The 12,992-nt window shown below is 40.0% G+C and carries 15 protein-coding genes; all 15 read right to left on the reverse strand.

Going from position 1 to position 12,992, the window contains the following annotated elements:
* Positions 1 to 19: 19 nt before the first annotated feature.
* The 15 genes from ACFSR6_RS03820 to ACFSR6_RS03890 are packed head-to-tail and all read right to left on the reverse strand — an operon-like array spanning position 20 to position 12,992.
* Entirely contained in the window at positions 20 to 982 is a 963-nt protein-coding gene (locus tag ACFSR6_RS03820; RefSeq protein ID WP_379075164.1) for a hypothetical protein, read from the reverse strand.
* A 46-nt stretch (positions 983 to 1,028) separates the two neighbouring features.
* Entirely contained in the window at positions 1,029 to 1,700 is a 672-nt protein-coding gene (locus ACFSR6_RS03825; RefSeq protein ID WP_379075166.1) for a hypothetical protein, read from the reverse strand.
* Positions 1,701 to 1,708: 8 nt separating this feature from the next.
* Complete coding sequence (locus ACFSR6_RS03830; RefSeq protein ID WP_379075168.1) at positions 1,709 to 2,632, reverse strand: hypothetical protein; 924 nt, start codon at positions 2,630 to 2,632, stop codon at positions 1,709 to 1,711.
* Positions 2,633 to 2,636: 4 nt separating this feature from the next.
* Positions 2,637 to 3,536: a hypothetical protein gene (locus ACFSR6_RS03835; protein ID WP_379075171.1), complete on the reverse strand. Its 900-nt coding sequence runs from the start codon at positions 3,534 to 3,536 to the stop codon at positions 2,637 to 2,639.
* Positions 3,537 to 4,463, reverse strand: a complete 927-nt coding sequence (locus ACFSR6_RS03840; RefSeq protein ID WP_379075172.1) for a hypothetical protein — start codon at positions 4,461 to 4,463, stop codon at positions 3,537 to 3,539. It lies immediately after the preceding gene.
* A gap of 3 nt (positions 4,464 to 4,466) precedes the next feature.
* A complete protein-coding gene (locus ACFSR6_RS03845) occupies positions 4,467 to 5,183 on the reverse strand; it encodes a hypothetical protein (protein WP_379075175.1) in 717 nt (238 codons plus the stop codon).
* Entirely contained in the window at positions 5,180 to 6,133 is a 954-nt protein-coding gene (locus ACFSR6_RS03850) for a hypothetical protein (RefSeq protein ID WP_379075178.1), read from the reverse strand. Before ACFSR6_RS03850 ends, ACFSR6_RS03845 begins: the two co-directional genes overlap by 4 nt.
* 38 nt (positions 6,134 to 6,171) lie before the next feature.
* Positions 6,172 to 6,891, reverse strand: coding sequence for a hypothetical protein (locus ACFSR6_RS03855; protein ID WP_379075181.1), 720 nt, complete (start codon positions 6,889 to 6,891; stop codon positions 6,172 to 6,174).
* On the reverse strand, positions 6,888 to 7,898 hold the full coding sequence (locus ACFSR6_RS03860) for a hypothetical protein (protein ID WP_379075184.1): 1,011 nt from the start codon (positions 7,896 to 7,898) through the stop codon (positions 6,888 to 6,890). Before ACFSR6_RS03860 ends, ACFSR6_RS03855 begins: the two co-directional genes overlap by 4 nt.
* A complete protein-coding gene (locus ACFSR6_RS03865; protein ID WP_379075187.1) occupies positions 7,898 to 8,899 on the reverse strand; it encodes a hypothetical protein in 1,002 nt (333 codons plus the stop codon). The genes ACFSR6_RS03860 and ACFSR6_RS03865 overlap by 1 nt, the downstream gene beginning before the upstream one ends.
* Positions 8,899 to 9,792, reverse strand: a complete 894-nt coding sequence (locus ACFSR6_RS03870) for a hypothetical protein (protein WP_379075190.1) — start codon at positions 9,790 to 9,792, stop codon at positions 8,899 to 8,901. Before ACFSR6_RS03870 ends, ACFSR6_RS03865 begins: the two co-directional genes overlap by 1 nt.
* A 41-nt stretch (positions 9,793 to 9,833) precedes the next feature.
* The gene (locus ACFSR6_RS03875) at positions 9,834 to 10,892 is read right to left on the reverse strand and encodes a hypothetical protein (protein ID WP_379075193.1); all 1,059 of its coding nucleotides are present in this window, start codon (positions 10,890 to 10,892) and stop codon (positions 9,834 to 9,836) included.
* On the reverse strand, positions 10,892 to 11,893 hold the full coding sequence (locus tag ACFSR6_RS03880; protein ID WP_379075195.1) for a hypothetical protein: 1,002 nt from the start codon (positions 11,891 to 11,893) through the stop codon (positions 10,892 to 10,894). The genes ACFSR6_RS03875 and ACFSR6_RS03880 overlap by 1 nt, the downstream gene beginning before the upstream one ends.
* Positions 11,893 to 12,507: a toxin-antitoxin system YwqK family antitoxin gene (locus ACFSR6_RS03885; RefSeq protein ID WP_379075197.1), complete on the reverse strand. Its 615-nt coding sequence runs from the start codon at positions 12,505 to 12,507 to the stop codon at positions 11,893 to 11,895. Before ACFSR6_RS03885 ends, ACFSR6_RS03880 begins: the two co-directional genes overlap by 1 nt.
* The gene (locus tag ACFSR6_RS03890) at positions 12,504 to 12,992 is read right to left on the reverse strand and encodes a hypothetical protein (protein ID WP_379075200.1); all 489 of its coding nucleotides are present in this window, start codon (positions 12,990 to 12,992) and stop codon (positions 12,504 to 12,506) included. Before ACFSR6_RS03890 ends, ACFSR6_RS03885 begins: the two co-directional genes overlap by 4 nt.

Genomic DNA, 12,992 nt, shown 5'->3' on the forward strand with positions numbered 1-12,992 from the left:
ACTGCTAGCTGAAAACTGTTTACTGTTTAACTTTCTTCTTCAGTTCATCGATTTCTTTTTGCTGGCTGATCATGTACAACGTAAGCTCCTCTATTTTTTCGAGCAATTTTTTATTCATTTTCCCGAGTTCAATGCCATTCTCTTCGGCTTCCTTTGCTGATGGAATACCGGGCAGGTGTTTATTAACTGAAATGTATTTTTCAAGTTCACCTGGACTAAGCGGACGATAGTCTGTAGCGAAAACATAGTCGGGCCAGCCCTGCATGTTTACCTTAATTTCCTTTGCTTTAATTGTTCCATTGACCGCAAGTTTCTCAGACGGCGTTGAGGTACCAATACCTACATTTTTGGTTACAGCATTAATATGAAAAAGATAATCAGACTGTGTATTTCCAACATGGTTAGAAATAGAAAAATCATTCCCAGTATTAGCATTATAACCAATTGCCCAGTTGCCATCATAATTATTAGTTAATGGATCTGCTCTTGAGATCCTAAGTCCACCCCAACCTGAAGGTTTTACTACCAAAACTCCCTCAGCCCATGCGGCATCTTTAGCTAAAATTTTTATATTATCCTCCATTAGCGAGCCACCGGCAACATGTAAAAGGCTTTGAGGATTTTCGGTACCTAAACCGATGTTTCCATTGTCCAAAATCGTCAATCTGGATTGATATAGGTTTCCATTATAATTACCAATACTCAGTCGTCCTTGATACCCAGATGGCGCTTTCGGGAAATAAATACTATGTTCATATGGATGTCCGCCCATGTCTGTTCCAAGGCCCATCCAAGCACTTGGGTCTTCACTCAAGCCATATATCTGTAATCTTGGTGTTCCGGTATACCCTCCTCCAATCATGATAGCAGGGGCAGAAGATTCTTTTTGAACCTGCAACCGAATAACAGGAGAATTTGTTCCAATGCCAACATTTCCTGTTGGGGGGAAGTATTCTGGGCAATACATACGGTACTTAGGCATAATATACCAACAGCGAATAATATTTGCAATTTCATCATCAATGTGCTTATTTTTTTAATTTTTGCTCCATTTCGTCCATCCTCTTCAATATGCCTTCAATCGTTTTATCCTTCTCAATCAGATGTAAGGTCAGTTCTTCTATTTTCTGGAGCAACAGTTTATTCATTTCCCCAAGTTCAATCCCGTTTTTCGCCACTTCTTGTGCACTTGGGATACCCGGAAGATGTTTGTTTGCTTTAATGTAACGATCTAAATCTGATAGAGAGGAAATTTTATAATCCTTTCGGAATACGAAATCAGGCCAGCCTGTTGCCTCCACTTTAATTTCTTTGGCACGGATATTACCATTAACGGCCAGGCGTTCGGCACCGAAAGTTTCTGTACCGATGCCAACCTTTCCGTCTGCTCCCACAACCATATGCACGTAATATTGACCGTCCTGCCAGTTATGAGATCCAACAATAAAACGATCATCGCCGTTACCATAATTGTCGCCAATATTTACTCTCAAATCGCTAATATCTGCCCCTCTGTTAAAACGATAAATAGATAACTCATCTCCGTTAAAGCTTGCTCCATTAAAATATACCCTATTTCCTGGCCCTGTTAATGCTGTTCCCTCGATGCCAATAGATAAATCACCGTTGATGGTCTGACTTTGTGCCCGAACCACTACAGATGAACAGGCTAAAACGAGTGCTAAATAGATTTTTTTCATAATTTTTATTACCGATTATTTTTTTTCAATTGATCGAGCTGTTTTTGCTGGTCTAAATTTTCTTTTTTTAACTCAATTACATAAAGCGTTAATTCTTCTATTTTTTGAAGCAAAAGTTTGTTCATTTCGCCCAGTGCTACTCCATTTTCCTTTACTTCTTTAGCAGCCGGCATATCAGGCAAATGCTTGTTCGCTTTGATATACCTTTCCAACTCTTCCAACTTTCCAACCTTGTAACCGTCCTCAAAAACATAATCAGGCCAGTTGGTGGCTTCTACTTTTATTTCGCGGGCACGGATGTTGCCATTAACAGAAAGTTTTTCGTTAGGCGTAGTTGTACCAATACCTACGTTTCCATTCCAGGCCAATCTTATTTTTTCTGTTTGGCCAGAATAAAAAGATAAAGCGGTTTTATTGCTGTGCAAATCCTCTGCTACACTGGCTATACCTGCCCATTTATCTTCTCCTAAGTATCCTGAATAAAACTTTATCCCGTTAATATCGCCAGGATTAAAAGCATTGGTCCGTAAACTTAATGGCCAACCAGTACTTGTCGTTTGTACCTCGAACTTCGACGTCGGGGTAAGAGTCCCCAAACCTAAATTCCCTCCCGATAACACCATAAAAGTTTGGCCCATGTCACCCCACATCTGCTCTCCCGTATATGGGTTTCTTTCCCACCAGGTACGGGTGTTTAATTGCGGCTGCAAAAAAGAAAGATCAACCGCAATACCATCATGCAATGAGGCTGAAAACCAGTTATTACCTGCTTGATTTCGGTACAACCATTGTTTATGATGCATCATGTTGGCTTCGGTACTGCCTCCGATTGTAGAAATTTCGAATGCATCGCCCTTAGCAGTACCCAGTTGGGCCTTCGCACAATTAATAAAGCTGCCTAAAAAAGTTAATATCAATACTATATTCTTCATCTTGTTATTTTTTGGTTTTAAATAATGCTTCCAGCTTTGCAATTCTTTCCTCCTGTGATTGATTTTTTTCTTTTTCCTGCTCAAGTTGTTTATTCTTTTCGATCAGATGCAAAGTCAGTTCCTCTATCTTTTGCTGTTGCATTTTAAGCATTTCACTCACCGCGATGCCATTTGCCTCAACTTCTTTGGCAGCCGGCATACCAGGCAAATGTTTATTCGCTTTGATGTAACTTTCCAACTCTGCTAACTTTCCAACCTTGTAACCCTCGTCAAAAACATAATCGGGCCAGTTGGTGGCTTCCACTTTGATTTCGCGGGCGCGGATGTTGCCATTAACAGAAAATTTTTCGCGTGGGGTATCGGTACCAATACCAATATTGCCGTTGGCTTTGATTAACAATGCAGTTGCGGGGCTGGCATCATTTACAGATACTTTAAATGCCAGTCCGGAGGCTTGCCCAAAACCTCCGCTACCATCTTCATATAAATAAATACCGGCATGGCCCGAGGTACCATTTACTGCCTGTGTACCCGAAATTAATGGGTACTCGCTATTACTCCCTGCACGTAAAGTTTTAATGAATACACTGCCATCCTGAAGATGCAACTTCGATTCAGGATTTAAAGTGCCTATTCCGACTTTGCCGCTTCCATCAATAATCATCCGTGCTTCTGTCCAGGTAAAAAATTTAATACCAGCAAAACCAGACATATACATATAAGGCGGGATATCTACTGCTTCGCTATACCATCCCAACCCATAGTTGGCAACCGGTTTTCCTAAATAGTTAAATTTATCAGCTGCAACCATTGCTACTGCCGGGCCATTGCCACCGGCATCAAAAGTTTGTGCTTTAGCAAAAGTGCCAACAGAAAGTATTGCGATTAATACCAGCCTTTTCATTTATTTTTTCTTTTTAATTGCATTAATTTGATTCTTAAGCAACTTGATCTGTTTACCCTGTTGTAAAAGTTTTTCGTTTTGGGTACCAATAGACTTATTCTGCTCAATCAGGTATAAAGTAAGCTCTTCTATTTTTTGCTGTTGCAGTTTGAGCATTTCACTTACTGCAATCCCATTAGTTTCAACTGCTTTGGCACCCGGCATACCAGGTAAATGTTTATTCGCTTTGATATAACTTTCCAACTCTTCCAACGTTCCAACACCATAACCTTCCTCAAAAACATAATCGGGCCAGTTAGTGGCTTCTACTTTAATTTCGCGGGCACGGATGTTGCCATTAACAGAAAGTTTTTCGCGGGGAGTTATAGTACCTATGCCCACATTGCCATTACCCGAAATGGTTAATTCATTTGAATAAAGGCCTGGAAGGCTTGATGGTATAAGCTGAACATAATCAACATACACATCGGTTATTCCGGGTTGAAAATTCATTCCCCGAATCTCTAGGTTAGTAATTCCATGTGGGATGGATACAGGGATGGTAATCAGCTGCCATTCGTTGTTCGCTCTGAACATATTTGGCTTGATCCATAAGGCTCCATGTGTTACATAACCATACTGACTTACGATATCGAGCATGAAAAGGTCAGCTGTTGAACTATTTGAGGTTACTTTTATCCTTACCTGGAGAAGATAATTACCTGCAGTAACCCCTACATAAGGGCCTGCCCAAATGGTCCCACCCGAAGCACTGGCGGGCCTGAACATACAGGTCCCCCCGTTTGCACTCCCATCATTAACCATCGTTGTGCCTTCAATAACATTAAGTCCGTTACTTTCATCGTAAAAAAGGGTTGATACGCTACCCTGCGAAAAACAGCTGCCAAAAACCAAGGCAAATGTTAAGGTTAGAAGTAATTGTTTCATTTATTAATTATTTTTCTTTTTGTTCTCCAAAATATCTACTCTATTGATTAGTGAGTTGATCTGTTTATCTTTTTCGATCAAGTGTATGGTGAGCTCTTCTATCTTCTTTAACAGCAGTTTATTCATTGCCCCTAATTCTACTCCGTTTGATTCAGCTTCTTTTGCTGTGGGTATTTCGGGCAAGTGCCTGTTCGTTTTAATGTAACTTTCCAACTCTTCTAACTTTCCAACCTTATAACCTTCCTCAAAAACATAATCGGGCCAGTTGGTTGCTTCAACTTTGATTTCGCGGGCGCGGATGTTGCCATTAACGGATAGTTTCTCTGCTGGATTAAGGATGCCAAGGCCTAAATTCCCATTTGCACTAAGATTCATTAACACATTTTCAGTGGCATTTCCCGCATCTCTTTTAAGCCATTGGAACAATGGAAATTCATAAATCCTGGTATCAATTCTGAAAGCTGCACCTAAAAAAGCATTGTTTTTATTTGCTTCTCTAAAGTTTACACTCATATTGAACAGTGGTACAGTACCGCCGACTTCAGTATTTAATCCTAACGGTATTTCAGCATTTGAAATCAGGATGTTCCCTTTAACATCCAGTTTTTCTTGTGGAGTTGATGTTCCAATACCCACATTCCCCTGAGCAGGAAATGTATTTTGGGCAAAACCCAACTTTGCAGTGAAAGCAAATACTAATATCAATATTGTCTTTTTCATTTGTGATTATTCTTAGATTCGAGTTTTTTTAATCTTTCCTCTACTTTTGATAGTGTTACAGCCTGCATTTCTAACTGTTTCTCTTTCTCAATAAGATGTAAAGTGAGTTCTTCAACCTTTTGCAGCAGTTTGATATTCAGTTCTCCGAGATTTACACCGTTTTCGACCATTTGTTTAGCAGTTGGAATTCCGGGCAGGTGTTTATTTGTTTTTACGAATTTTTCCAGTTCAGTTAAATCGGTGAGTTTGTAATCAGCTTCGAATACAAAATCTGCTCCTGCATTGGTAGAAACTTTAATCTCACGGGCGCCAATTTTGCCCGCTACAGTAAGCATATCAGTTGGGTTGGTTGTACCAATACCAACATTGCCTAAAGCTGTTCCATCGGTTTTGGTAGCCAATATCGTACTGCCGTTCATCGATTTGATCACATCCAGATCGCCTCCGTCAGCATTATTGCCAACCCCGAATCCATGCTGATAAACGCCACGAAGCGCCCAGTTCTGTGCACCTGTGATGCCTGAATAACCGATTGCCACTATACCAGCCACATTTTTACCTGGAAAATTAGCCTGATCCAAAATAGCCCTGATATTTCCATTAACCACGAGCCGGTCATTTACAGTGTTTGTTCCAATTCCAAGGTTACCCATCACATAACTTGTTCCTCCTATTTCTGATGAAATTGAAGCATTTGGCGTTTGAGGGCTACTCCATACTGAAAAATTAAAGGAATGTCCTGTATTACTAATGCGTGAGGCACTGGCATTAGACCACCACATGATGCTACTGTCGTGCCTTATTCCTCCAGCAGCATCACTGCCGATCACCACATCGGCCGCATAGGGATTGGAGGCATCTACCACATTGTTTCCTGTGGTTACAACCTGTGGCTGAGCCATGACGATGCTTGCTGAACATAGCAATAGAGAGAGTAAGAAAATTTTCATTTGTTTAGTTTGGATTAAAATTTAAAAGAGCAGTATTATTATTTTTTGTTTTTTAGCTGTTTGATATAAGCATCCTGAGTTTCTACTTTTTTACTTAACTCAATGAGATGTAATGTTAATTCTTCTATTTTTTTCTGTTGGAGCTTGAGCATTTCGCTCACTGCAACTCCATTTGTTTCCACCTCTTTTGCTGTAGGCATTTCTGGCAGATGTTTGTTGGTTTTGATATAACTTTCTAATCCTTTTAACGTTCCAACTTCATAGCCTTCCTCAAAAACATAATCGGGCCAGTTGGTGGCGTCTACTTTGATTTCTTTAGCACGTATTTTGCCATTTACAGACAATCTTTCAGTAGGATTAGTTGTACCAATGCCAACATTGCCGTCAGATTGCAGTGTCATTATGGAATGGTTTGCTATTGTTGGCAAACTGGCATCAAAAAGATTATTATTCAAAAAGTATAAATTCCCGGTTCCATAAGGACCTGTTCTTCTAAATATAATACCCGCTTTTTGACTCTGAAAATCTCCTCCTGCAAACAATAATCCTGTTGTTGGTAATCCATCAGCCTCTGAATTATCATTTTGAAGACGAATAACCCAATTTTCTGCCGAACTGCTAACATCATTACGAACATGCAAAGCAGACGTCGCCTGATTGGTACCAATCCCCACATTCCCCTGAGCAGGAAATGTATTTTGGCCAAAAACCAACTTTCCAGCGAAAGCAAATACTAATATCAATATTGTCTTTTTCATTTCTGCTTATTCTTAGATTCGAGTTTTTTTAATCTTTCCTCTACTTTTGATAATGTTATAGCCTGCATTTCTAATTGCTTTTCTTTCTCGATGAGATGCAAAGTGAGTTCTTCTATTTTTTTCTGTTGGAGCTTCAGCATTTCACTCACTGCAATCCCATTTGTTTCCACCTCTTTTGCAGTAGGCATTTCGGGTAGATGTTTATTCGTTTTAATATAACTTTCCAACTCTTCTAACTTTCCAACCTTATAACCATCTTCAAAAACATAATCGGGCCAGTTGGTGGCTTCTACTTTGATTTCGCGGGCGCGGATATTGCCGTTTACAGCAAGTCTGTCTGTAGGCTGGTCCATTCCTATACCAATATTTCCGTTGCCTAAAATTCTTAAAAGTTGTTTTTCCTGACTGGCATTATTGAAACTATAAAAAGCGAATCCACCCTGGGATCCAGCGCCTTCATTAGCTATAAAATCGGCTTCTCCCTGTCCGGCAGTCCTGTTCCAACCGATAAGCATTTTGCCAGTACCTGTTAAATTTTGATATGCAGCAGGATTACCTGTCGCATCAAGATTTGCAATGCCTCCGCCAAATTTAGCTGTACCCAGCACTTCTAATGTTGCGCTAGGCTCAACCGTACCTATTCCCACATTTCCATTATATTGCCAGGTCATTACATGCTGATCCGGAACATTGTTCTGATTACTTGCTCCATTCAAGAAGAGATCCAATCTCGAGCCCCAATAATAAGGCCCACCATGCGTAATTCTAAATTCTGCTGATTCGTTATAACTATGATTTGGAGTACCAAACCGCGAAAATTTCAATACCGACTGCCCCGCAGAAATAATTCCTTCTGGCTTGCTGTCTGGACCAACAAATATCTGCAATGGAGCATCCGGACTCAGCGTGCCAATACCCGTTGCTCCATTAGTTGGAAAAGTATTCTGTGCATAAACCAAACTACCTCCTGATAGCATGGAAAAGATCATTAAAAATTTAAATTTCATCACTTATGGTTTTTATTTGTAGGTTTCTGGATATTACTTTCAAGAACATCAACCCTCTTCATAAGGGCATCGATTTTTTTATCCTTTTCGATCAGGTATAAGGTAAGTTCTTCAATCTTTTTTTGTTGTAGTTTCAACATCTCACTCACTTCAATCCCATTTGTTTCCACCTCTTTTGCGGCAGGCATATCAGGCAGGTGTTTATTAGCCTTAATATAACTTTCCAACTCTTGTAACGTTCCAACCTTATAACCCTCCTCAAAAACATAATCGGGCCAGTTGGTGGCTTCTACTTTGATTTCGCGGGCGCGGATGTTGCCGTTTACAGAAAGTTTTTCCTGTGGAGTCGAAATTCCTATACCAACATTTCCTCCTGCCGCTACGATAAATCTCTGGTTACCAAAACCGCTACCGTAAACACCATCGCCTCCATCTTCCCATATTCCAAAGCTTGTTGTTCCATTGTTGCCTCCAATAGACCACTGCTTTGATTTATTCCTATAGCTGAACAATAACTTTGCATCATCATTGCCATTTGCGGCATCTGTTGCTAATGTTAATACATTCCCCCAGGCTTGATCGCCACGTAGATGAAAAACGCCTGCAGAACTTTCATTAATTGCTGGTGGCATTACTTCCAACCTTGTGGATGGTGATGATGTCCCTATCCCAACATTACCATTTGTTTCTAAAAGAACTTTCGACCAGGGCTGCCCTGCATTATTATTCGTTTTCCGGAAATATAATTCCTGATTAAAGAAACTCCCCGCAAATTGCATGGCGTAATTATTATTATTGTTACCGTGCCGAACATCTAATAAATGCCACCAGCCATTTGATCCAGCCGGATAGTTAACAGGATTAACAGTTTCAAAAAAGCCGGATACGGCTCCGGCATCACCTTGCAAACCGGCATTATCTCTTGTAGCGGTTTGTGCATTTACGATTAATGAGCTAATACTGAATAAAACGAGGGCAGTTAATTTGATGGTATTTTTCATTATTTTATTTTCTTTAAAATTTCCTGAATGGTTTTTTCCTGTTGGGTGAGTTTGCTTTCCAACTGAATCACTTTATTTTCCTGATTTCGTAGTTGTTTTTCTTTTTCGATGAGGTGTAAGGTGAGCTCTTCTATCTTTTTCTGCTGCATTTTCACCATTTCGCCCAACTGTAAACCCTGGGTATCAATCTCTTTAGCCAATGGCATATCAGGCAGATGTTTATTGGTTTTGATATAACTTTCCAACTCTTGCAACGTTCCAACCTTATAACCCTCCTCAAAAACATAATCGGGCCAGTTGGTGGCTTCTACTTTGATTTCGCGGGCGCGGATATTGCCGTTTACCGATAGTTTTTCTCGGGGAGTGATGGTTCCAATACCTACATTGCCCATATAAAAAGAATCACTCGAAACTAAAAGTTCTTCTGTTAGATCCAAGACTGTCACATTAGATGGTGGATCTAATTTAGCCAGCGATGGCTGCCAGGTACCGACAATTGTACTCAGCGATAATACCGCTGCCTGCCCTGTAAAGCTTGGCATTATTGCGTAAAATTCCCAGGTAGATTCATCTATCTGAATCACACGGATTGCAGCAAGAATTTTGGTTCTGCCTGTATTATAAAAACTACCAGCAGCAAAAAAACCATTTGCTTCCGAAACAGCATTACTGGTTCTAAAATGGATATGGCATTCACCATTTTGATTTAATGAGGCATTGTAGCCACCTCCGGAAGTAATTTGAATAAATGCATCTGCTCCCTGCTGAGGTAATGTTAATGTTCCTAAACGGAACCAACCAAAATTATTACCGGTATTGCCAAGATTGATCTGTTGTGCCTGCACACCAAAGGCTACACTAAAAACAATCAATAAAAAGTATATTTTTTTCATTTTGCCTAATTTTCTTTCAGGAACAATAAGTTTTCCAACCTTTATTTTTTCTCTTTCATTAAGAGTTGCAGTTGCTGCTTTAATTCAAGAAAGTTTTTTTGTAGGAACTCAATCTGAACTTGTTGATCTTTGGCTAAAGATGCTCCTTTCTCTATAGCTTTATCCTTTTCAATTAAATGAAGGGTAAGCTCTTCTATTTTCTGCTGCTGGAGTTTCAACATTTCACTCACCGCAATCCCGTTTACTTCTACATCTTTGGCCGATGGCATATCAGGTAAGTGTTTATTGGCCTTGATGTAACTTTCTAACCCTTTTAACGTTCCGACATTATAACTTTCCTCAAAAACATAATCAGGCCAGTTGGTGGCTTCTACTTTGATTTCGCGGGCGCGGATATTGCCGTTAACGGATAGTTTTTCTCTAGGGATTAGTGTCCCCATTCCAACATTCCCAACCCCATCAATCACGATATCGTCGCCGTAAAACCATTGTTGGCCGTTCCCGTACTTATCAAACATTCTGCGTGTTCCAAGAATCATTTTACCGGTAGCATTAGTATTACTACCGTTCCCAGCAACTGTGATAATCCTTCCCTGTCCCCAAGGGTTATCACCTGCAGTGCCGGCAGGGATTACAAATTCAATTTGCGCCCCTTTATCCTCAAATCGACCTCCTGTATTTGCTCTAACTATGAAATTACTAATAAAGTTATTCGCATTGCCTTGGTTAAGCATAGTGCCATTACTAACTGTGGTTAAACGATCAAGAACAACTTCCCCATCTTTCTCCATTACAATTTTTTGCCAGGGTCTTTCCGCCCAATTATCAGTTTTTCTGAAATAGAGGTTTTGGTCAAAAAAACTCCCTGCAAATTGCATGGCATAATTATTATTATTGTTACCGTGCCGAACATCTAACAAATGCCACCAGCTATTTGCTCCGGCTGGATAGTTAACAGGATTAACGGTTTCAAAAAAGCCAGATACAGCCCCGGCATCACCTTGTAAACCGGCATTATCTCTTGTAGCGGTTTGTGCATTCGCGATTAATGAGCTCATGCTGAATAAAACGAGGGCTGATAATTTGATGATATTTTTCATTATTTTATTTTCTTTAAAATTTCCTGAATGGTTTTTTCCTGCTGAGTGAGTTTGCTTTCCAGCTGAATCACTTTATTTTCTTGATTTCGAAGCTGTTTTTCTTTTTCGATGAGGTGTAAGGTGAGCTCTTCAACCTTTTGCAACAGTTTAATATTCAGCTCCCCAAGGTTTACGCCGTTCTCAACCATTTGTTGGGCCGTAGGGATTTCGGGTAGGTGTTTGTTGGTTTTTACAAATTGCTCTAATTCAGTTAAATCAGGAAGATTGTAGTCAGGATCAAATACAAAATCGGCTCCTGCATTGGTACTAACTTTAATTTCACGGGCACCAATTTTACCAGCAACAGTAAGGGCATCAGTTAAATTGGCTGTACCGATACCCACATTTCCGTTCGCACCAGAAATAACCAGTGAGTTATTAGTCACCAAAGTACCATCTCCATTATACACCTGGATATGCAAATTTTGATCGCCACCGCCATTATTGATCTGGAAGGCCTTACCCGAAGGATCGAATATGGCTCCAGTGCCTGATTCTCTGTTAAAAGCCAAAGTACCGAAATACGGACTGGCACCGGGATGAATACTTACGCCGGTACTTGCAGATCGGACGGTAAGTGTAGAATTTGGAGTTTCTGTACCTATACCTACATGACCAACTCCTTTTAGTGATAAAATCGTTTTATGGCCATTTTTATAAGCACCTAATGCCAGATATGGATCTGCAGGATTACTTACATAATTTAAGTGAAACTCATCTTCTGAGCTGGTAACACCTTCCGAAAAAGCGCCTTTAAATAAGATCGTACCCAAATCGCCACTCAAACTCGGTGCTAACCTCAACACCGCCCTGCGGCCTTCGATCTGTTGCACCGTTCCACCGAACCAGGAGGTTGGGTTTAATGTTCCAATACCAACATTTCCGGAAGTTGGGAAAGTATTTTGGGCAAACAGCAATTTACCTGTAAACAAAGAGAGGCTAATTAAGATGACTTTTTTCATTATTTTGCTTTTTTATCTTTTTTAAAAATGGATTTTAACCAACGGGTAATTTTAACGGCTTTGCCGGGCTTATTAACCACCACCTTTCCCTTTTTGTAATTAATTACCTGAATGCTATCGGTACTAATACGTTTTTCGAGTTTTCCGTTTAATTGTCCATTCCGGTACTTTCCTCTTTCCAGCAAAATGCCTTCCTGATCGTACTTTTCAAACCTGCCATTGGCTTTACCTGAAGAATAATGGATAATAGAGTCAAGCTTTCCATCTTCTCCCCAGCTTTTCCAATTGCCTGTTTTTAACCCCATTTGGTACAATCCCTGGGTTTTAAGTCCCTTGGTATCGTAAAATTCATTGTAAATCCCATCAAGCAGTTTACCACTATATCCACCCTGGGTATAACGGATCTGGTTGCCGCTAAACCAGGCATATTTCCGGTCTGATTTGAGATTACTTGCTCCTATTTCTGGCCTTTGCACATAAAAAACGGCTTTGTAATGGTCGTAGTTAACCGTATGGGTGTAATTATCTACATTAAAATAAGATTTTATGCTTTGTGCATCGGCCTTAAAAAACTGCAGACACAGCAGGAGCATGGTGATGTAAACTAATTTCATTGTTTTATTGATAAAAATTTTGTCGCATTCTGGTATTCTACTTTTATTGAGTCGCCTACCCTTTTTATAAATTTTAAGCCATTTGCACGTTCACCTTCACTAAGCATGACCTCTTTTCCATTCACACTGATAATGGCTACATGTGTTTTTTCGGTACGATTATAAATCTGTCCGCTGTAAATAATTCCTGCCCAGTTTACCTGTGGTTTTACTGGTACAGGCATTGAAGGCCTTACGGGGGCAGCAGATTTAACAATAGGCTCAGGTGCTGAGGTGATCAAAGCAAAAGGATCTGCATAGCCCATTTCTAACGTGACCTGGTCTTTTGCATGGTCAATCATATTAAAATATGGCTCCTTGATTGTCCTTGAATTGACAGGTATACTGTCTTCTGCAGCTAATCCGGCAAAAACCTTATAAAAAATAATGCCCCATACCCCAGCAACACAGCAAATTAGTATGTAGGTGGTTCTTTTACTTTTCAT

This window comes from Pedobacter vanadiisoli, from assembly GCF_042684385.1.
In the GTDB taxonomy this organism is placed as follows: Bacteria; Bacteroidota; Bacteroidia; order Sphingobacteriales; family Sphingobacteriaceae; genus Pedobacter; species Pedobacter vanadiisoli.

Excerpts from the sequence above, each read along its gene's own strand:
- ACFSR6_RS03820 (WP_379075164.1), bottom strand. The coding sequence starts at position 982 with ATGCCTAAGTACCGTATGTATTGCCCAGAATACTTCCCCCCAACAGGA.
- ACFSR6_RS03825 (WP_379075166.1), bottom strand. The coding sequence starts at position 1,700 with ATGAAAAAAATCTATTTAGCACTCGTTTTAGCCTGTTCATCTGTAGTG.
- ACFSR6_RS03830 (WP_379075168.1), bottom strand. The coding sequence starts at position 2,632 with ATGAAGAATATAGTATTGATATTAACTTTTTTAGGCAGCTTTATTAAT.
- ACFSR6_RS03835 (WP_379075171.1), bottom strand. The coding sequence starts at position 3,536 with ATGAAAAGGCTGGTATTAATCGCAATACTTTCTGTTGGCACTTTTGCT.
- ACFSR6_RS03840 (WP_379075172.1), bottom strand. The coding sequence starts at position 4,463 with ATGAAACAATTACTTCTAACCTTAACATTTGCCTTGGTTTTTGGCAGC.
- ACFSR6_RS03845 (WP_379075175.1), bottom strand. The coding sequence starts at position 5,183 with ATGAAAAAGACAATATTGATATTAGTATTTGCTTTCACTGCAAAGTTG.
- ACFSR6_RS03850 (WP_379075178.1), bottom strand. The coding sequence starts at position 6,133 with ATGAAAATTTTCTTACTCTCTCTATTGCTATGTTCAGCAAGCATCGTC.
- ACFSR6_RS03855 (WP_379075181.1), bottom strand. The coding sequence starts at position 6,891 with ATGAAAAAGACAATATTGATATTAGTATTTGCTTTCGCTGGAAAGTTG.
- ACFSR6_RS03860 (WP_379075184.1), bottom strand. The coding sequence starts at position 7,898 with ATGAAATTTAAATTTTTAATGATCTTTTCCATGCTATCAGGAGGTAGT.
- ACFSR6_RS03865 (WP_379075187.1), bottom strand. The coding sequence starts at position 8,899 with ATGAAAAATACCATCAAATTAACTGCCCTCGTTTTATTCAGTATTAGC.
- ACFSR6_RS03870 (WP_379075190.1), bottom strand. The coding sequence starts at position 9,792 with ATGAAAAAAATATACTTTTTATTGATTGTTTTTAGTGTAGCCTTTGGT.
- ACFSR6_RS03875 (WP_379075193.1), bottom strand. The coding sequence starts at position 10,892 with ATGAAAAATATCATCAAATTATCAGCCCTCGTTTTATTCAGCATGAGC.
- ACFSR6_RS03880 (WP_379075195.1), bottom strand. The coding sequence starts at position 11,893 with ATGAAAAAAGTCATCTTAATTAGCCTCTCTTTGTTTACAGGTAAATTG.
- ACFSR6_RS03885 (WP_379075197.1), bottom strand. The coding sequence starts at position 12,507 with ATGAAATTAGTTTACATCACCATGCTCCTGCTGTGTCTGCAGTTTTTT.
- ACFSR6_RS03890 (WP_379075200.1), bottom strand. The coding sequence starts at position 12,992 with ATGAAAAGTAAAAGAACCACCTACATACTAATTTGCTGTGTTGCTGGG.